This is a genomic window from Streptomyces sp. NPDC056224, from assembly GCF_042267665.1.
GTDB lineage: Bacteria > Actinomycetota > Actinomycetes > Streptomycetales > Streptomycetaceae > Streptomyces.
Genome location: NZ_JBHJTK010000001.1, coordinates 676,878 through 694,671, shown reverse-complemented (window position 1 = coordinate 694,671; position 17,794 = coordinate 676,878). Strand labels below are relative to the sequence as shown.

Genomic DNA, 17,794 nt, shown 5'->3' with positions numbered 1-17,794 from the left:
CCCCGCCCCCCTGCCTGCTCCATCCGGCCCCCACCCGCCCGCCTGCCCGCCTGCCTGCCTGCTCCATCCCGCCCCCACTCCTCGCGGCCACCGCCGCCCGCGCCGACGCCCCGCCGGCCGGGCGTCCGATCAGTAGCCCGCGGAAGGCGTTTCGATGTGCGCGGCGGCCCCTTCGGTACGCGACGGTGGTCCCCCCGCCATTCCTGAGGAGGCTCTCCGTGAACTGGACGCTCGAAGTCGTTCTGGTCCCTGTCACCGACTTGGACCGGGCGAAGGAGTTCTATGCGGGCAGGCTCGGCTTCACGGTGGACATCGACGCCGAAGTCGCCCCCGGTCTGCGCGTCATCCAGATGACCCCGCCCGGCTCGCGCTGTTCGATCGCGATGGCACGCGGGCTGCCCCCGGCGCCCGGTACGAAGGCGATGGCGCCGGGAGCGCTGCAGGGCCTGCAGATCTGTGTCACGAACATCGAGGCGGCGCGTGCGGAGCTGGTCGGCCGGGGCGTGGACGTCTCGCCGGTCCGCCACGTCGGCGCGTCGGGCTGGGAGGACGGCAAGGGCGGCACCTGGAACGCGTTCGTGTTCTTCGAGGACCCTGACGGCAACGGCTGGGTGGTCCAGGAGGCCCCGTCGGAGCTGTCGGAACGCTGACGTCCGCTCCGCTCCGGACCTCGCGGACCGGAGCCGTAAGGACTTCGTCATGCGGGCGGATATGGCGCCCCGGTCCCCCGCCGCATTGAATGCGGGGAGAACGGACGGACCGGCGGGAAAGAGGCCATCGCAGTGATGATGACAGGGACACGGACCGAGCGGCGCGGACGGGTACGGGCCGGGGCGCTGATCGTGGCGGTGGTGATGCTGAGTGCCGGGCTGTACTGGTTCCAGCCGTGGAAGCTGTGGCAGGACGAGACGGTCAAGGAGACCTTGCCGACCGCGGCCGCGCCTGCGGACGCGACCGCGACGCCGCGGTCCTCCGCATCGGCACCTCCCGGCCCGCAGGTCATCGCCCAGGGCGCCCTGATCAGCCACGAGCACGCCACCACCGGGACCGTGAAGCTGATCCGGCTCCCCGACGGCTCCCGCACGCTCCGCCTGGAGAACCTCGACACCAGCAACGGTCCCGATCTGCGGGTATGGCTGACCGATGCCCCCGTGAAGGAAGGCACCGCCGGCTGGCGGGTCTTCGACGACGGCACGTACGTGAGCCTGGGCAAGCTCAAGGGCAACAAGGGCGACCAGAACTACGAGATCCCGGCCGGCCTGGACCTGTCCGGATACAGCAGCGTCACCATCTGGTGCGACCGCTTCGACGTTTCCTTCGGCGCGGCGGCCCTCACCCCGGCCTGAAGCCGTCCCACACCGGTGCGGGCCTCCGTCGCGCGTGCGACCGCGCGGCGTAGAAGAGTGGGTCCATGACGTACGACGAGGGACTCGCCCAGCGGATCCGGGAACAGCTGGGCGAGCGGCCGGGCCTCACCGAGAAGCGGATGTTCGGCGGCCTCGCCTTCCTGCTGTACGGAAACATGACCGTGGGCGTGGTCGGTGACGAGCTCATCGCCCGCGTGGGTCCGGACCGTACCGCAGAGGCCCTCGCCCGGCCGGAGGCCCGTCCCATGGTTTTCACCGGCCGTCCGATGCGGGGCTGGGTGACGGTCGGCGGACCGGCTCTGGCCGGGGACGGGATCCTGCGCCACTGGATCACGGCGGCGACGGACTTCGCCCGCACGCTGCCGCCCAAGTGACCTCCGCCGCAGGCGTATGACGGAAGTCTTACGGGCATGCGTGGCAGCCTCCGTGGGCGACGCGCACTGCGTAACGTCCGCGGCATGCGCGTACTCGTCACAGGCGGAGCCGGGTTCATCGGCTCCCACATCGTCACCGCCCTGAAGAGCCGGGGGCACGACCCCCTCGTCCTCGACGCCCTGCTGCCCGCCGCCCATCCCGGCACACCGCCCCTGCCGGACGCCGAGTTCGTCCGGGCGGACGTACGGGACGCGGACGCCGTGCGGGCGGCGCTGCGCGGAGTGGACGCCGTGTGCCACCAGGCGGCCATGGTCGGGCTCGGTAAGGACTTCGCGGACGCCCCGGACTACGTCGGCGCCAACGACCTCGGGACCGCGGTGCTGCTGGCGGAGATGGCCTCGGCCGGAGTGCGCGAGCTCGTCCTGGCCGGTTCGATGGTCGTGTACGGGGAGGGGCGGTACGAGTGCCCGCGCCACGGCGTGGTGCGGCCCGGACCCAGGCGGGCGGCGGACCTGAGGGCCGGCCGGTTCGAACCGCGCTGTCCCGGCTGCGGAGCCGAGCTGGCACCGGGACTGGTCGGTGAGGACGCGCCGACGGATCCGCGCAACGTGTACGCCACCACGAAGCTCGCACAGGAACACCTGGCCGCGGCCTGGGCCCGGTGCGTGGACGGCCGGGCGGTGGCCCTGCGGTACCACAACGTGTACGGGCCGGGCATGCCGCGCGACACCCCGTACGCCGGTGTCGCGTCGTTCTTCCGCTCCTCACTGGCCCGGGGCGAGGCTCCTCAGGTCTTCGAGGACGGTGCGCAGAGGCGGGACTTCGTGCACGTCGGGGACGTGGCCGCGGCGAACGTGGTGGCCCTGGAGGCCGTCGGTGCGCGGCCCGCGGGCGCCCTGACCGCGTACAACACGGGCAGCGGGGACCCGCGCACGGTCGGGGAGATGGCGGCCGCGCTGGCCGCGGCGCACGGAGGACCCGCTCCGGTCGTGACGGGCGAGTTCCGCCTCGGCGACGTCCGGCACATCACGGCCGACTCCGCCCGGCTGCGCCGTGAGCTGGGCTGGTGCCCGGTGGTCGGCTTCGCGGAGGGGATGACCGAGTTCGCCCTGGCCGGGCAGCGCGCCTCGGCGGGTGTCGTCCGCTGACCCACTCGCCCCGGTGGAGATCCGCGTGACCGGCCCCGGCGGCAGTCGGAGCGGGTCGGCCGGAGCCGGTCGGCCCGATCCGGTCAGGCAGAGCCGGTCGGGCAGAGCCGGTCGGGCAGAGCCGGTCGGCCCGGTCCGATCAGGCGGGTGCTGCCACCGGGAGGGTGACCTCGAAGCGGCAGCCGCCCGGGACGTTGCGTACGTCGGTCCGGCCGGCGTGCGCCTCGACGATGCCGCGGACGATCGCCAGGCCCAGTCCCGCCCCGGCGGGCGGTGTACGGGCCTCGCTGCCGCGCCAGCCGGTGTCGAAGACCCGCGCGAGATCCTCATCCGGGATGCCTCCGCAGCCGTCGGTCACGGACAGCACGACCCCGTCCGCCCGGTCCTCCGCCGCGACGGCGACGGTGCCGTCGGCCGGCGTATGGCGGATGGCGTTGACCAGGAGGTTGGCGAGGACCCGGGTCATCTCCTTGCCGTCGACGTGGACCGGTACGGCGGCCACGCGCTCCCCCACCAGCCGCACACCGTGTTCCCGGGCCAGCGGATCGGCTCCGGAGAGGGCTTCGTCCACGAGGTCGTAGAGCGAGATCCGGCTGGGGTTGAGGCTGAGCGCTCCGGCGTGGATGCGGGAGAGCTCGAAGAGGTCGGTGACCATGGAGTTGAGCCGGTCGACCTCCGTACGGATCTGCCGGTGGTAGCGGGCGGGGTCGGCGGCCATGCCGTCCTCCAGGGCTTCGGCCATCGCCCGCAGTCCGGCCAGCGGGGTCCGGAGGTCGTGCGAGATCCAGGCGACGAGCTCGCGCCGCGAGGCCTCCAGGGCCTGCTCCCGCTTCCGGGACGCGTCGAGCTTGGCGCTGGTCGCGGCCAGTTCGCGGGAGAGCGCGGCCAGTTCGGCCGTGGCCCCGGTCCGGGGCGCCGCGAACCGGCCCCCGTCGCCGAAGTCGCGTGCCGCGGCGGTCAGTTCGCGGCTCCGGGCGACGACCCAGCGGCCGAGCACGATGGCGGTGGCCAGTGCGACGACGGCAGCCACGGCCACGACCACGGTGACCACCCACAGGTCGTGCCGGGAGAGGAACATCGCCTGGGCGACGGCCAGCGTGCCGGCCAGCATCGTGGTGACCGTGACCGCGGCCACCACGAAAAGGGACACCGCGACCGAACGGTGGCGGACCAGACGCAGGGCGAGCGCACCGACGAGCCCCGCGCCGCCCGCGCCGCCGAGCGCGAAGAGGGCGATGAGCAGGACGTCCGTCATGACACGGCCTCCGTTTCCCCTGTCTCGAAGCGGTATCCGACGCCCCATACGGTCTGGATCAGCCGGGGCTGGGCGGGGTCGTCCTCGATCTTGGCCCGGAGCCGGCGCACGTGGACGGTGACCGTCGACAGGTCTCCGAAGTCCCAGCCCCACACCTCGCGCATCAGCTCATCGCGGCCGTGCGCCCGGCCGGGGTGCGACAGGAAGTGGGCGAGGAGGTCGAACTCCCTGAGAGTCAGAGCCAGTTCACGCCCCTGCTTGGCCGCGCGCCGGGTCGCGGGGTCGAGCACCACATCGCCCGCCCGCAGGACCGGCCGGGACGGGGCGGGGCCCCGCCGTCGGTTCCCGGTGCTGCGGCGCAGGACGGATTCGACCCGCAGGACGAGTTCCCGCGGGCTGAAGGGTTTGGTGACGTAGTCGTCGGCCCCGAGTTCCAGGCCCGCGATCCGGTCGTCCTCGTCACCGAGTGCCGTCAGCATGATCACGGGGACGGGGGCGGTCGCCCGCAGCCGCCGGCACACCTCCAAGCCGTCGAGACCGGGCAGCATCAGGTCGAGGAGCACCAGGTCCGGCCACCGGGCGGCGGCGCGGCGCAGGCCGTCGGGGCCGTCGGGGGCGTGCTCGACGGTGTAGCCGGCCCGAGCGAGGTAGCTGGAGACGACTTCCGCGACCGTCGGGTCGTCTTCGACCACCAGGACGTGGCACGGTTCGGTGTTGCTCATGCGGTCCAGGGTCTCATCAGACCGGTGGTGGCAGCGGGGGCGGATGGGCGACCGAGGGTGATGTCCGCGTTTCGTAAGGACTCGAAGGCCCTTTTGCGCCAAGCGGGTTCCTACGGTGAGACGCGTGACCGTAGATGTCGTACTCCCCTGCCTGAACGAGGCCGCGGCCCTGCCCTGGGTCCTCGCCCGCATCCCGTCCGGCTGGCGGCCGATCGTCGTGGACAACGGATCCACCGACGGCTCCGCCGCCCTCGCCCGCGAGCTCGGCGCGACCGTGGTCGAGGAGGCCCGCCGCGGTTTCGGCGCCGCCTGCCACGCCGGGCTGCTGGCCGCCGAGGCCGACGTGGTCTGCTTCTGCGACTGCGACGCCTCGCTCGACCCCGGCCTCCTCACCGGTTTCGTCCGGGCGGTGTCGGACGGCGAGGCGGACCTGGTACTCGGCCGGCGCCGCCCCCAGGGACCGGGGGCCTGGCCCGTGCACGCCCGGGCCGCGAACCTCGCCCTGTCCCACATGCTGCGCAGGCGCACCGGACTGCGCCTGCGCGACCTCGGACCGATGCGGGCCGCCCGCCGCACGGCCCTGCTCGGACTCGACCTGACCGACCGGCGCAGCGGATATCCGCTCCAGATGGTCGTCCGGGCCGCCGACGCGGGCTGGCGGGTGCGCGAGGTGGACGTCCCGTACCTCCCCCGGTCCGGGAAGTCCAAGGTGACCGGCACCTGGCGGGGCACCTGGCAGGCCGTGCACGACATGCGGCGCGTACTGGCGCAGGCCCCCCGGAAGCCGGCCGCGGACGGTGTCCGATGACCCCGTCCACGGCCTCGTGCACGAGCACGACCGCGACCGCGACCACTTTGCTCGTCATCGCCAAGGAGCCCGCTCCGGGCCGGGTGAAGACCCGGCTGACCCCGCCCTTCACACCGCGGCAGGCGGCAGCGCTGGCCGCGGCCGCCCTGGCCGACACCCTGTCCGCCGTGGCCGCGGTACCCGCCGCGCGGCGCGTCCTCGTACTGGACGGGCGGCCCGGCCCGTGGCTGCCGCCGGGCTTCGAGGTACTGCCGCAGTGCGGGGGCGGCCTGGACGAGCGGCTCGCCGCAGCCTTCGCCGCCTGTACGGGCCCGGCGCTGCTCCTCGGCATGGACACGCCCCAGGTGTCCCCCGCCGTCCTCGCGCCCGCGCTCGCCTGGGACGTGTACGACGCCTGGTTCGGCCCCGCGACCGACGGCGGCTTCTGGGCACTCGGTCTGGCCGAGCCCGATCCGGCCCTGCTGCGCGGGGTACCGATGTCCCAGCCGTGCACGGGTGCCGCGCAGTACGAGCGGCTGCGCGCGGCCGGGCTGCGGATCGGCCGCTTGCCGGAGCTGTGTGACGTGGACACCGCCGAGGACGCGCTGCGGGTGGCCGCCGAGGCGCCGGCCGGACGGTTCGCGATGCTGCACGCCGAGCTGGTGCCCACCACCGGGGCGTGTTCGTGACCGCGCCGACCGCGTGGCGTGCGGACCCCTACAACGACGCGCTCCGGTCCGGCCGGGGGCCGCTGTTCCTGCGGCGCGGGGACGGCTGGCTGCTTCCCCTGGAGGTGGAGCGCTGGTGCGAGGCGCCGGACGGGGCCGACTGGTCCGTGCTGCGGCGCTGCCGGGGCGCCGTACTCGATGTCGGCTGCGGCCCGGGCCGGCTGGTGGCGGCCCTCGCGGCCCGTGGACGCCGGGCGCTCGGCATCGACCTCAGCCCCGAGGCGGTGGCCCGCACCGAACGGACGGGCGGGCCGGCGCTGTGCCGCTCGGTCTTCCACCCCCTGCCCGGGGAAGGCCGCTGGGGCACCGTGCTGCTGATCGACGGGAACATCGGCATCGGCGGTGATCCCGTCGCCCTGCTGCGCCGGATGGAAGAGGTGACGAGCCCCGGCGGGAAGATCATCGCCGAATGCGCCGTCGCCGATGTGGACGAGCGGTGCGAGGTGCGCGTCGACGACGGCCGCGGCGGACTGGGTTCCCCGTTCCAGTGGGCCCGGGTCGGGGCCGACGCCCTGTGCGCGCACGCCGAGCGGACGGGCTGGCGGCCGGCCCACCGGTGGAACGCGGCGGGCCGGCCCTTCGTGGAACTGGTCCGCGCGTCTCCCCCTCTCCCCTTCGGCGGCGTGCAGATCTGACCGGAGTCGGGGCCCGGCCGCACGCCCGGCCGGAGGGCGGTGCCGCGGCCGCCGGCAGGAAGCAGGAAGCAGGAAGCAGGAAGCACACCGTGCCGCATGCCCGGCGGGGCGGTCCGACACCTTACGAAACGCGGACGCTCCGCCCGGCCCGAGGCCGGGGAGGGGTGCGTCCTGCCAGGCTGGCCCGTATGAACCGCCCCCGCCCCACCCACCCGACCCGCGCCGTTCTCACCACAACCGTGCTGCTGGCCGCGCTGGTTGCCGTCCTGGTCCCGACCGTGCGCAAGGACGGCTACTTCGCCGACCCCATCGGCCTGACGTGGTGGTACGCGGCGGCGTGGGCGCTGTTCGCCGCCGCCGTGGTGAGCGTGCGCGGGGCACCGGCCCGGGCCGTCGTCCCGCTCGTCCTGGCGGGTTCGGCCGCCGTCGCCCTCACCGGGCTGGCCGCCGCGCCCCGGACGAGCACCGACTCGTTCCGCTACGCCTGGGACGGGCGGGTCCAGGCCGCCGGGATCTCGCCGTACGACCACACCCCCGCCGATCCGGCGCTCACGGGGCTGCGTGACACCTGGCTGTTCCCCGAGGGCCCGGCCTGTACCGGCCGGCCCGACCTGGCGCCCGTCACGGCGGGGGTGTGCACCCGCATCAACCGCCCGCAGGTGCACACCGTCTATCCGCCGGTCGCCGAGGGGTACTTCCTCCTCGTGCACGCCCTTTCCCCCGACGGCGTACGGCACAAGGCCCTCCAGGCGGGCGGCGTCGCGGTGTCCGTCGGGGTGACGGGCGTACTGCTGCTGATCCTTCGCCGAGGACGGGGAGATCCCCGCCACGCGGCGTACTGGGCTTGGTGTCCTGCGGTACCCGTCGAAGCCGTCAACAACGCCCATGTCGACGCCCTCGCGGTCCTCCTGTCGGTCGCCGCCCTCGGGGTGGTCGGCCGCCGGCGGGTGGCGGGCGGAGTGCTCCTCGGCCTCGCCGTCGCGGCCAAGCTGCTGCCCGCCGTCCTGCTGCCGGGAGTACTGGCCGGGGTCCGCACGTGGCGGCGCGCGGCCGCCGTGCTGCTGCCCACCGCGGCGGCCGTGGGCCTGCTGTACCTGCCGTACGTGCTGACGTCCCGGTCCTCCGTCCTCGGCTACCTGGGCGGATACGCCGAGGAAGAGGGGTACGAGGACGCAGGGGCCCGCGGCCGGTACGCACTGCTGCGGCTGGTGCTCCCGGACGACTGGGCCCTGCCCGCCGCGGCCGTCGTGATGCTCGCCGTGGTCGCGTACGCATGGCGCCGGGGCGACCCCGAACGCCCTTGGAGCGCCGCACTGTTGGTGACGGGCACGGCCTTCCTCCTCATGACTCCCGGCTACTCCTGGTACGCGCTCCTGCTGATCGCCCTCGTGGCCCTCGACGGCCGCTGGGAGTGGCTCGGCGTCGCCGTGGCCGGGGCCGTCGTGTACATCGCCGGGCGCTCCCTCGGCCCGGACACCGGCACCGTCGCGTACGCCCTCGCGGGCGCCGCCGCCTTCGCGGGGTGGCTGCTCCGCCGCGGGGGCCCGGCCCACCCGGGTGCAACCCTGAGGTTGCACCCCGCACAGCGACGTGCAACTCTGTAGTTGCATTCAACGGACCGCAGCGAAGGAGTCTGCTCATGAGCAAGGACCGGATCGAACGCGACATCCTGATCGCGGCATCCCTGGACCGGGTCTGGTCGCTGGTGGCCGAGCCCGGGTTCTGGGTGGCCGACCCGGCGACCCTGACCGGCGCCGCGGCCAGGGAGGGCGAGTCGCTGGTGGCGAAGAACGCCGGGTACGGGGACTTCCCGGTGCGCGTGGAGAAGGTCGAGCCGCAGACCTACCTGGCGTACCGCTGGGCCAGCGCCTTCCCCGGCGAGGAGCTGCGCGAGGACAACAGCACGCTCGTGGAGTTCACCCTGACTCCGGAGGGCGGCAAGACGCGGCTCCGCGTCGTCGAGAGCGGGTTCGCGGCCCTGGCCGGCCCGGAGGACCTGCGCGACAAGGCGCTGCAGGACAACACCGGCGGCTGGCCCCAGGTGCTCGACGCGCTCGGGAAGCGCGCCGAACAGCCGTCCGCGTGAGCGACGGACGTCGCGGCGCCCCCGAGGCGGTCGACGGCGTCCTCGCGGCACTGGCAGACCCGACGCGCCGCCGGCTGCTCGATCTGCTCGCCGCGCAGGGCGAAGCCACCGCCACGACGCTCGCCGAAGGCGTGCCCGTCTCGCGCCAGGCCGTGGTCAAGCACCTCACCGTCCTCGACGCCGCCGGGCTGGTCTCGGGCAGCCGGGTCGGACGCGAGGTGCGGTACGCGGTACGGCCCGCGGCCCTCGACGCGACGGCGCGGTGGATGGCCGCGCTCGCCACCGACTGGGACAGGCGGCTGGCGCACATCAAGCGCGTCGCCGAAGCGGCGGAGCGGGACGCGGGCTGAGGCACCCTCCGCGCGCGGTGGCCGAGGCGCTCGGGGCCGGGCTCCCGGCCCTGAGCGCTCCCCGGACCGGGCTCCCCAGACCGGTGGCGCAGGCGCGGCCCGGCCGGCCGGCCGGCCGAAGGCCTCGACGCCGATCCGCTCCACGCCGCCCTCCCCTCCCCTCCCCGCCGCGCCCGGGGCCCGGGGCCCGGGGTAAGCAGGACATGGGTGGATCTCACCGGCGGCGCCCGGCGTTGTGGGATGGTTGTCGGGTGAACCTGGAGGATCTCGTCCGGCTGCGCCGGGCCCGCGACCTGATGGACCGCGAGTACGCGGAACCGCTCGACGTTCCGGCGCTGGCGCGTTTCGCCCTCATGTCGCCGGGCCATTTCTCCCGCAGCTTCCGCGCGGCCTTCGGGGAAACGCCGTACAGCTACCTGATGACGCGCCGCATCGAGAGGGCCAAGGCGCTGCTCCGGCGGGGTGACCTGACGGTGACGGAGGTCTGCTTCGCGGTCGGCTGTACGTCGCTGGGATCGTTCAGCTCACGGTTCACCGAGCTGGTCGGCGAGAGCCCGAGCGCGTACCGGGCCCGCCCGCACGACGAGGGCGCCGCCGTCCCGGCCTGCATCTCCAAGATCCACACGCGGCCGGTCAGGAACGGGGAAGCGAAGCCCGCCTCCCTTCCCGACAGGGCCTAGAAGTCCCGTGACAGCGACACCGCCGCGGCGGTGACGGTCCGGGTCCGCCGCGACGGCGGAGTGGCACGGTCGGCCGCCGCGCGGTATCGCGCCGGGCGACGCCCGCGGCACGGCGGTCGAGCGCGTGGAAGTACCCCTGGGGGCCCTTGCCCGGACGGCGTAATCTGGTCAGAACGCCACATGTAGCCCGTACGGCGCACACCGTACGGGCTGATCCAGGGAGGCGGCGTGTGACCGATCCGTTCGGTTTCCTCAGGATCCCCCGCAGGCCCGTCCCGGCCCGGCCCGTGGAGGAGCGGCTCGGTGACTGGCACGAGGTCTACGCGGGGCAGGCGCTGCTGCCGCTCGTCTCCGAGCAGGCGGACCGTTGCATGGACTGCGGCATCCCGTTCTGCCACAGCGGCTGCCCCCTCGGGAACCTCATACCCGAGTGGAACGCGTACGCCGCGCACGGCGACTGGCGTGCCGCGTACGAGCGGCTGCACGCGACCAACAACTTCCCCGAGGTCACCGGCCGGCTCTGCCCGGCCCCCTGCGAGGACGCCTGTGTCCTGACGATCAACGCGGATCCGGTGACCATCAAGAACGTCGAGCAGGCGATCGCGGACGAGGGCCTGCGGCGCGGCTACATGGCGCCCATGCCGCCGGAGCGGCAGAGCGGCAAGTCGGTGGCCGTCATCGGCTCGGGGCCTGCCGGACTGGCCGCGGCGCAGCAGCTGACCCGGGCCGGGCACGGCGTCGCCGTCCACGAACGGGCCGACCGGATCGGGGGCCTGCTGCGCTACGGCATCCCCGCGTTCAAGATGGAGAAGGACTGCCTCGACCGCCGGATCGAGCAGATGCGGGCCGAGGGCACCACCTTCGTGACGGGCGCCGAAATCGGCGGCGCGCCCGGCACGTCCGGCGCCGTCGGCGCGGCCGAGCTGCGGGGCCGGTTCGACGCGGTCGTCGTCGCGGTCGGGGCCGAGGAGCGCAGGGAGCTTCCGGTCCCCGGGCGCGAACTGCGCGGCATCCACCAGGCCATGGACTACCTGACCTTCGCGAACCGGGTGCGGGAGGGCGACTACGCCGTGTCCCCCGTCACCGCCGAAGGCAGGCACGTGGTGATCGTCGGAGGCGGCGACACGGGCTCGGACTGCCTCGGCACCGCCCTGCGGCAGGGTGCGCTCTCCGTGGTCCAGCTCGACATCAATCCGGAACCCGGTCCGGGCCGGACCGACGGCGAGCCGTGGCCGGTGTACCCGAAGGTGTACCGGATCTCCCACGCCCACGAAGAGGCCCGCGGGCGCGAGGGCGCCGACCCACGGCTGTTCGCCTGCGCCACCCTGCGCTTCGAGGGGGACTCCGCGGGCCGGGTACGGGCGCTGCACCTGACCGCGGTCGAGCCCCTGGCCCGTACGCCCCTCACCGGCACCGAGCGGGTGATCCCGGCCGGTCTGGTCCTGCTGGCCCTGGGCTTCTCCGGCCCCGAGCGGGCGGGCGGCCTGCGCGAGCAGCTGGGGCTGGAGCTCGACGACCGCGGCAATTTCGCACGCGGCGTGGACTTCGCGGCCGCCGGCGGGCGGGCGCGCGGGGTGTTCGTCGCGGGCGACGCCGGCCGGGGTCAGTCGCTGGTGGTGTGGGCCATCGCCGAGGGCCGGGCGGCGGCCGCCGCGGTGGACCACTACCTGACCGGGTCCACCTCGCTCCCGGCCCCCGTCGCCGCCCACGACCGGCCCATGACGGCCCTGGGACGGCTGCGCTACGGAAAGACCTAGAGCCAGCGCACCTCGCCCGCGCCCAGCGTGATCGCGGCGCGGGGCCGCATGGGCTCGTCGCCCCGGCGGGACAGCAGCACGATCTCGTGGACCTGCGCCGACATGCCGCCCAGGCGGGCATCGCACTCCGGAGCCAGCCGCCGCGGGTCACGGGTGCGTCCGAGTGACAGGTGCGGCGTGAAGCGCGGAAAGCGGCTGCGGCACAGGGGGAACGGCTCCGCCAAGGCGCTCTGGAGCGCAGTCCACGGGGCCAGACCGGCAGCGGCGGGGTCCAGCCATACGGTGGCGTACGCGCGGTGGCGGAAGGCGTGCACTCCGCTGAGGCGGACGGCGAAGGGCTCCCTCTCGGCGGCCGCCGCCGCCAGCAGGGGGGCGGCGGCCTCGAAGTCGGCCTCCGGGACGAAGCCGAAGACCAGGTTCACATGGGGTGGCCAGCGGCGGATCTGGGGGTCGTGTTCGGCTCGGATGCTCTGGATGGGGGGCCAGAGCCCTTCCGGAGGGAGCCACACGACAGCCGTCCGAGGTGTGGGAGCGGCCTCGATGAACGCGGGGGCGCCGGCTCCGCCGCCGGCTGTCGGGGGGACGTTCACATGGTCATGATGCCCTTGGCCACCCCCGCGAGCCGCCGCAACGGCGCGTCGACCCGAGACGTAGGGTCGGCCTTCACGTCTGGAACACCCGGTGTGAGGAGTGCGGATGAACGGCTGGGCCGTCGTGATCGCCGGGAGTGTGATCGTCGGCTACGGGGTGCTCTCGCGGCGTCTGTCGACCACGGTGATCTCGGGGCCGTTGGTGTTCACGCTGTTCGGTCTGGGGATCGGCCCGCTGGGCCTGGACCTGTTGGACCGGGCGCGGGATCCCGAGGTCACGCGGGCTCTGCTGGAGAGCGCACTGGTGCTCACACTGTTCACGGACGCGGCGGGGATCAGGGCCCGGGACCTGCGCCGGGAGGAGTTCCTGCCGCTGCGGCTGCTCGCAGTGGGCCTGCCGGTCACGATGGCTCTGGGGTGGCTCGCGGCCTGGCCCCTGCTGCCCGGTCTGAGTGTGTGGGAGCTGGCGCTGGTCGGCATCATCCTGGCGCCGACGGACGCCGCGCTCGGGAAGCAGGCCGTCTCCGACAAGCGGGTGCCGGCACTGATCCGCGGCGGCCTGACCGTCGAGTCCGGTCTGAACGACGGTCTGGCCCTACCGTTCTTCGTACTGGCGCTGGCGGCGGCGGGCGGGGGCCATGGCGATCCGGGCATTGCCGAGACGTTCTTGCGCGCGCTGCTGCTGAGCGGCGCCATCGGTGCCGCGGCCGGCTGGGCGGGGGCGAGCCTGTTGGGCTGGTCGCTCTTGCGGGGGTGGAGCAGTTCCGAGTGGCGGCAGTTCCTGGCGTTCGCCGTTCCGGCCATCGCGTATGTGCTGTGTGTCATGGCCGAGGGCAGCGGCTTCATCGGCGCCTGGGTCGCCGGCCTGGCCTTCGGCGTCCAGCTGCGCCGGGTGCCCGCCGACCGGAGCCTCCGTACCCGGGGATGGGATCCCGCGCAGAGCACGAGGTTCACCGAACACCTCGGCCTGCTGCTCGCCTCGCTGAGCTTCCTCCTTTTCGGCGCGGTCATCCTGGGGCCGGTACTCCAACACCTGTCGTGGCGCATCGTGGTCTACGCGCTGCTCAGCCTGACCGTCGTCCGGATGCTGCCGGTCGCCCTCGCTCTGCTCGGCACCGGTCTGCGCCCTGCTTCCGTGGCCTACATCGGCTGGTTCGGTCCGCGCGGTCTGGCCTCCCTCGTGTTCGGCCTGCTGGCCTTCGAAGAGCACCTCCCGGGGGGAAGCCTGCTGGGTGACGCCGTAGCCATGACCGTGTGCCTGAGCATCCTTCTTCACGGGGCCACGGCTCCCTTCCTGGGGGACCGCTACAGCAACTGGTTCGCCAGGACACTTCGCGTCGAGCCGGACCTGCGGGAGAACGCACTCGCGCACGACGACGCGCCACGCTGACGGTCCACCGCGGGCGACCGCCTCCGCGCGCACGTCCTGAAACGGCGGCTCGGCCCGCGCGGCCGAGGCGAAACGCGGAAAAGGCCGGTCCGGCGCCGTCGGCGCCGGACCGGCCTCTGCGGCCGTTCCCGGTCAGTCCGTGCCGAACTCCATCGCGGCGCGGTCCAGCATCTCCTCGTCGTCGGACACCTCGCCGCGGGAGGCGATGGCTTCGGCGCCGCCCTCCTGCAGGACGCCGATCAGCCCGGTCGCGGCCGCCTGGGCGGCACCGATGGCGGGATGACCGGTGCCGATCAGGCCGAGCCCGGCGTACTGCTCCAGCTTGGCGCGCGAGTCGGCGATGTCGAGGTTGCGCATGGTGAGCTGGCCGATCCGGTCCACCGGGCCGAACGCCGAGTCCTCGGTGCGCTCCATGGACAGCTTGTCCGGGTGGTAGCTGAACGCCGGGCCCGTGGTGTCGAGGATCGAGTAGTCCTCACCGCGTCGCAGCCGCAGCGTCACCTCGCCGGTGACGGCCGCGCCGACCCAGCGCTGCAGCGACTCGCGCACCATCAGCGCCTGCGGGTCCAGCCAGCGGCCCTCGTACATCAGCCGGCCGAGGCGCCGTCCCTCGTTGTGGTACTGGGCGACGGTGTCCTCGTTGTGGATCGCGTTGACCAGCCGCTCGTACGCGGCGTGCAGCAGGGCCATGCCCGGTGCCTCGTAGATGCCGCGGCTCTTGGCCTCGATGATCCGGTTCTCGATCTGGTCCGACATGCCCATGCCGTGCCGGCCGCCGATGGCGTTCGCCTCCATCACCAGGTCGACGGGCGAGGCGAACTGCTTGCCGTTGACCGTCACCGGGCGGCCCTGGTCGAAGCCGATCGTCACGTCCTCGGCGGCGATCTCGACCGAGGGGTCCCAGAACCGGACGCCCATGATCGGCTCGACGGTCTCGACCCCGGTGTCCAGGTGCTCCAGGGTCTTGGCCTCGTGGGTGGCACCCCAGATGTTGGCGTCGGTGGAGTACGCCTTCTCCGTGCTGTCGCGGTAGGGCAGGTCGTGGGCGAGCAGCCACTCCGACATTTCCTTGCGGCCGCCGAGCTCGGTCACGAAGTCCGCGTCCAGCCAGGGCTTGTAGATCCGCAGGTGCGGGTTGGCGAGCAGGCCGTACCGGTAGAAGCGCTCGATGTCGTTGCCCTTGAAGGTCGAGCCGTCGCCCCAGATCTGTACGTCGTCCTCGAGCATCGCCCGGACCAGGAGGGTGCCCGTGACGGCGCGGCCGAGCGGCGTGGTGTTGAAGTAGGAACGCCCGCCCGAACGGATGTGGAACGCCCCGCAGCTGAGCGCCGCCAGACCCTCCTCGACCAGTGCCGCACGGCAGTCGACCAGGCGCGCGATCTCGGCACCGTAGGTCTTCGCACGGCCGGGCACCGAGGCGATGTCGGGCTCGTCGTACTGACCGATGTCGGCGGTGTAGGTGCAGGGGATGGCGCCCTTGTCGCGCATCCACGCGACCGCGACCGACGTGTCGAGGCCGCCTGAGAAGGCGATGCCGACGCGTTCGCCGGCGGGGAGGGAGGTGAGGACCTTGGACATGGAAAGAGTATGCACCATCGCGCATATCCATGCAACGCCACTCGTCAGTGGCCGATGCGGGCCACCATGAGGGCGATGTCGTCGTCGGCGGCCGCCGGAACGAGGTGGGTGATCAGCGAGTCGCACACCTGGTCCAGCTCCCGCCGACTGTCGGCGAGCAGCCCCATCAGCTCGGCCAGCCGCTCGTCGAGGTCGCGTCCGCGGGCTTCGATCAGTCCGTCGGTGTAGAGCACGAGGACCCCGCCGGCGGGCACGTCGAACTCGGTCGGGGTGAACGCGACGCCCCCGACCCCCAGGGGGACGCCGGGCGGGGTGTCCACGAGCCGGACCGTTCCGTCGGGCAGCGCGAGTACGGGCGGCGGATGTCCGGCCCGGATGACCGTGCAGTGTCCGGTGGCCGGATCGCACACGACGTACAGGAGCGTGGCCAGCATCGGCTCGGCGAGATCGGAGAGGGCCGCCTCCAGCTGGTGCAGCAGCCCGACGGGCGATAGGTCGAGGCGGGCGAGGGCCCGTACGGAGGCGGACAGCCGGCCCATGACCGCGGCCGCGGTGATGCCGTGCCCCATCACGTCGCCGATGATCAGGCCCGCCCTTCCGCCGGCCAGGGGCAGGACGTCGTACCAGTCACCGCCGACCTCGTTGACGTCGCTCGCGGGGAGGTACCGGTGCCTGACCTCGATGCCGGGGGGCGGGGAGATGTGCTGGGGAAGCATGCTGCGCTGGAGGATCACCGCGGTCTCGTGCTCACGGTGGTAGAGCCGGGCGTTGTCCATGCTGAGCGCGGCGCGTGCGGCGAGTTCGGCGGCGAGGGTGACGTCCTCGGAGCCGAAGGGCTCGCTCGGGCGGCTGCGGTAGAAGGTGGCGACGCCGAGCACCGACTCCCTGGCCACGAGGGGTGCCATGAGGAACGAGTGGACACCTACCGCGAGCAGTTCCGCGGGTTTGGCCGAGTGCTGGGCAGCGGGGGCGACGGCCCGTTCGTCGAGGCGGGCGATCAGGAAGGGCTGCCGGCCCGCGAGGGCCTTGGTGTAGGGGGCGGCCGCGGGGAAGACGAGCCTCCCGCCGAGGCGGGCGAGGACATCGGTCACCCGGGACCCGGACAGCGGAGCCTTGCCCAGCCGCCGCAGGACGACCCCGCCGGCCAGCCCCGTACCGGGTTCGTCACCGCGGGCGAGGGCGTCCAGTACGTCCACGGTGACGGTGTCGGCGAGGCGCGGCACGGCCAGCTCGGCGAGTTCCTGCGCGGTGCGCTCCAGGTCCAGGCTGGAGCCGACGCGCATGCTCGCCTCGTTGAGCAGGGCGAGCCTGCGCCGGCCGGCTTCGGCTTCCACATGGTCGCGCTGCTGCTCGGTGATGTCCACGAGCGAGGCGATGACACCGATCGGCATGCCGGCGGGGTCCTCGACCCGCACGTAGGAGCACGACCACATCCGGTCCTGGTCGGGTGCGGTCGGCGTCCGTCCGATACGGCGGCGATCCAGGACCGGCTCCCCGGTCTCCATGACCTGGCGCATCGCCTCCTCCATCTCCGCGGCGTTCACCTCCGGGAGGATCTCGGCCAGGCGGCGTCCCACGTGCGCCGACTCGGGCAGCCCGTTCATGGCTTCGAGCGCGGCGTTGACCTGAAGGAACCGCAGCTGCGTGTCGAGGATGGCGATGCCGACGGGTGAGCGGGCGAACAGGCCGTCCCATACCGCCGAAGCCCCCCGGATGCGGCGGGCCGCGTGGGCATCGGCGGCGAAGACCAGCACCGTGGCCGCGCCGTGCCGGCGGTCGGACACCGGAGAGGCCCAGATCTCCAGCTCCAGCGGGCGCCCGTCGCGGTGCCAGGCGGTCACCGTGCCCATGACGCCGCGTCCGGAGGCCGCGGCCTCCCAGAGCGAGCGCCCGAGACTGCGGTCGGCTCCCGGATGAACCAGGTCGGCGATGTTGCGACCCAGCATCTGCGGCGGGGTGTAGCCCAGCAATTCCTGCGCGACCTGGTTCCAGCGCACGATCGTCCCGTCGGCGCTGGTGGCCACCAGCGCGACCGGCAGCGCACCCAGCCAGCCGCCGGCGGCCTGTGCCGCGCCGCTGATCAGCTCGTCGACCGGGATGTGCTCGTTCATGTGGCACCTGCACCCAACGCCGTGCCGCCCTGGCCCTGCCTGACCGGCCCCGTCCTGCTCGCCCTGCCTTCCCCGGCCGCGGTCGGGGAGGGAGCCGCTCGGGCAGAGCCTGCGGGGATCCGTGTCTCCACGAGTCCATCGTCTGCCGTCCGGCGCGGCGGCGCCTCCCGGCCGGATCCGGAACGATCCGGCGACGACGCTTCGCCGCAAGTACCGGAGGGCGGCTGCGGGCACG

Annotated in this window: 18 protein-coding genes; 13 read left to right on the top strand and 5 right to left on the bottom strand. The window is 73.6% G+C overall.

Annotation, left to right across the window (positions count from 1 at the left end):
* Positions 1–218: 218 nt before the first annotated feature.
* The 4 genes from ACFCZ1_RS03180 to ACFCZ1_RS03165 all read left to right on the top strand — a co-directional run bounded on the left by ACFCZ1_RS03180 (position 219) and on the right by ACFCZ1_RS03165 (position 2,890).
* Entirely contained in the window at positions 219–650 is a 432-nt protein-coding gene (locus ACFCZ1_RS03180) for a VOC family protein (protein WP_376676583.1), read from the top strand.
* Positions 651–788: 138 nt separating this feature from the next.
* A complete protein-coding gene (locus ACFCZ1_RS03175; RefSeq protein WP_376676780.1) occupies positions 789–1,346 on the top strand; it encodes a DM13 domain-containing protein in 558 nt (185 codons plus the stop codon).
* Positions 1,347–1,411: 65 nt separating this feature from the next.
* Positions 1,412–1,741 (top strand): TfoX/Sxy family protein, encoded by a 330-nt coding sequence (locus tag ACFCZ1_RS03170; protein ID WP_376676582.1) that lies wholly within the window; start codon positions 1,412–1,414, stop codon positions 1,739–1,741.
* 84 nt (positions 1,742–1,825) lie between these two features.
* A complete protein-coding gene (locus ACFCZ1_RS03165; RefSeq protein ID WP_376676581.1) occupies positions 1,826–2,890 on the top strand; it encodes an NAD-dependent epimerase/dehydratase family protein in 1,065 nt (354 codons plus the stop codon).
* Between the two features lie 139 nt (positions 2,891–3,029).
* Here ACFCZ1_RS03165 and ACFCZ1_RS03160 read toward each other — a convergent pair whose 3' ends face one another.
* Positions 3,030–4,145, bottom strand: coding sequence for a sensor histidine kinase (locus tag ACFCZ1_RS03160; protein ID WP_376676580.1), 1,116 nt, complete (start codon positions 4,143–4,145; stop codon positions 3,030–3,032).
* Complete coding sequence (locus tag ACFCZ1_RS03155) at positions 4,142–4,867, bottom strand: response regulator transcription factor (RefSeq protein ID WP_376676579.1); 726 nt, start codon at positions 4,865–4,867, stop codon at positions 4,142–4,144. The genes ACFCZ1_RS03160 and ACFCZ1_RS03155 overlap by 4 nt, the downstream gene beginning before the upstream one ends.
* A gap of 124 nt (positions 4,868–4,991) precedes the next feature.
* Between ACFCZ1_RS03155 and ACFCZ1_RS03150 the strand changes: the two genes are divergently transcribed.
* The 8 genes from ACFCZ1_RS03150 to ACFCZ1_RS03115 all read left to right on the top strand — a co-directional run bounded on the left by ACFCZ1_RS03150 (position 4,992) and on the right by ACFCZ1_RS03115 (position 11,890).
* Positions 4,992–5,675, top strand: coding sequence for a glycosyltransferase family 2 protein (locus ACFCZ1_RS03150; RefSeq protein ID WP_376676578.1), 684 nt, complete (start codon positions 4,992–4,994; stop codon positions 5,673–5,675).
* Positions 5,672–6,343, top strand: a complete 672-nt coding sequence (locus ACFCZ1_RS03145; RefSeq protein WP_376676577.1) for a DUF2064 domain-containing protein — start codon at positions 5,672–5,674, stop codon at positions 6,341–6,343. The genes ACFCZ1_RS03150 and ACFCZ1_RS03145 overlap by 4 nt, the downstream gene beginning before the upstream one ends.
* Positions 6,340–7,017, top strand: a complete 678-nt coding sequence (locus ACFCZ1_RS03140; protein WP_376676779.1) for a methyltransferase domain-containing protein — start codon at positions 6,340–6,342, stop codon at positions 7,015–7,017. Before ACFCZ1_RS03145 ends, ACFCZ1_RS03140 begins: the two co-directional genes overlap by 4 nt.
* Before the next feature lie 188 nt (positions 7,018–7,205).
* The gene (locus ACFCZ1_RS03135) at positions 7,206–8,621 is read left to right on the top strand and encodes a glycosyltransferase 87 family protein (RefSeq protein ID WP_376676576.1); all 1,416 of its coding nucleotides are present in this window, start codon (positions 7,206–7,208) and stop codon (positions 8,619–8,621) included.
* 35 nt (positions 8,622–8,656) lie between these two features.
* Positions 8,657–9,103 carry an SRPBCC domain-containing protein gene (locus tag ACFCZ1_RS03130; protein ID WP_376676575.1) on the top strand — a complete coding sequence of 149 codons (447 nt, stop codon included), beginning with the start codon at positions 8,657–8,659 and terminating at the stop codon, positions 9,101–9,103.
* Positions 9,100–9,453, top strand: a complete 354-nt coding sequence (locus tag ACFCZ1_RS03125; protein ID WP_376676574.1) for an ArsR/SmtB family transcription factor — start codon at positions 9,100–9,102, stop codon at positions 9,451–9,453. The genes ACFCZ1_RS03130 and ACFCZ1_RS03125 overlap by 4 nt, the downstream gene beginning before the upstream one ends.
* A gap of 251 nt (positions 9,454–9,704) precedes the next feature.
* Positions 9,705–10,133 carry a helix-turn-helix domain-containing protein gene (locus tag ACFCZ1_RS03120; RefSeq protein WP_376676573.1) on the top strand — a complete coding sequence of 143 codons (429 nt, stop codon included), beginning with the start codon at positions 9,705–9,707 and terminating at the stop codon, positions 10,131–10,133.
* Between the two features lie 230 nt (positions 10,134–10,363).
* Entirely contained in the window at positions 10,364–11,890 is a 1,527-nt protein-coding gene (locus ACFCZ1_RS03115; RefSeq protein WP_376676572.1) for a glutamate synthase subunit beta, read from the top strand.
* On the opposite strand, the gene ACFCZ1_RS03110 is transcribed toward ACFCZ1_RS03115, so the two are convergent.
* The gene (locus ACFCZ1_RS03110) at positions 11,887–12,480 is read right to left on the bottom strand and encodes a 2'-5' RNA ligase family protein (protein ID WP_376676571.1); all 594 of its coding nucleotides are present in this window, start codon (positions 12,478–12,480) and stop codon (positions 11,887–11,889) included. The two genes, ACFCZ1_RS03115 and ACFCZ1_RS03110, sit on opposite strands and share 4 nt — an antisense overlap.
* Before the next feature lie 106 nt (positions 12,481–12,586).
* Here ACFCZ1_RS03110 and ACFCZ1_RS03105 point away from each other — a divergent pair, with 106 nt between their 5' ends.
* The gene (locus ACFCZ1_RS03105) at positions 12,587–13,870 is read left to right on the top strand and encodes a cation:proton antiporter (protein ID WP_376676570.1); all 1,284 of its coding nucleotides are present in this window, start codon (positions 12,587–12,589) and stop codon (positions 13,868–13,870) included.
* A gap of 132 nt (positions 13,871–14,002) precedes the next feature.
* On the opposite strand, the gene argG is transcribed toward ACFCZ1_RS03105, so the two are convergent.
* Both argG and ACFCZ1_RS03095 read right to left on the bottom strand, forming a co-directional pair.
* Positions 14,003–15,448: an argininosuccinate synthase gene (argG, locus tag ACFCZ1_RS03100; protein ID WP_376676569.1), complete on the bottom strand. Its 1,446-nt coding sequence runs from the start codon at positions 15,446–15,448 to the stop codon at positions 14,003–14,005.
* Positions 15,449–15,492: 44 nt separating this feature from the next.
* Positions 15,493–17,559 (bottom strand): SpoIIE family protein phosphatase, encoded by a 2,067-nt coding sequence (locus tag ACFCZ1_RS03095; protein ID WP_376676568.1) that lies wholly within the window; start codon positions 17,557–17,559, stop codon positions 15,493–15,495.
* Between the last annotated feature and the right edge of the window lie 235 nt (positions 17,560–17,794).

Excerpts from the sequence above, each read along its gene's own strand:
- ACFCZ1_RS03135 (WP_376676576.1), top strand. The coding sequence starts at position 7,206 with ATGAACCGCCCCCGCCCCACCCACCCGACCCGCGCCGTTCTCACCACA.
- ACFCZ1_RS03155 (WP_376676579.1), bottom strand. The coding sequence starts at position 4,867 with ATGAGCAACACCGAACCGTGCCACGTCCTGGTGGTCGAAGACGACCCG.
- ACFCZ1_RS03095 (WP_376676568.1), bottom strand. The coding sequence starts at position 17,559 with ATGAACGAGCACATCCCGGTCGACGAGCTGATCAGCGGCGCGGCACAG.
- ACFCZ1_RS03170 (WP_376676582.1), top strand. The coding sequence starts at position 1,412 with ATGACGTACGACGAGGGACTCGCCCAGCGGATCCGGGAACAGCTGGGC.
- ACFCZ1_RS03175 (WP_376676780.1), top strand. The coding sequence starts at position 789 with ATGACAGGGACACGGACCGAGCGGCGCGGACGGGTACGGGCCGGGGCG.
- argG (WP_376676569.1), bottom strand. The coding sequence starts at position 15,448 with ATGTCCAAGGTCCTCACCTCCCTCCCCGCCGGCGAACGCGTCGGCATC.
- ACFCZ1_RS03165 (WP_376676581.1), top strand. The coding sequence starts at position 1,826 with ATGCGCGTACTCGTCACAGGCGGAGCCGGGTTCATCGGCTCCCACATC.
- ACFCZ1_RS03105 (WP_376676570.1), top strand. The coding sequence starts at position 12,587 with ATGAACGGCTGGGCCGTCGTGATCGCCGGGAGTGTGATCGTCGGCTAC.
- ACFCZ1_RS03160 (WP_376676580.1), bottom strand. The coding sequence starts at position 4,145 with ATGACGGACGTCCTGCTCATCGCCCTCTTCGCGCTCGGCGGCGCGGGC.
- ACFCZ1_RS03130 (WP_376676575.1), top strand. The coding sequence starts at position 8,657 with ATGAGCAAGGACCGGATCGAACGCGACATCCTGATCGCGGCATCCCTG.
- ACFCZ1_RS03145 (WP_376676577.1), top strand. The coding sequence starts at position 5,672 with ATGACCCCGTCCACGGCCTCGTGCACGAGCACGACCGCGACCGCGACC.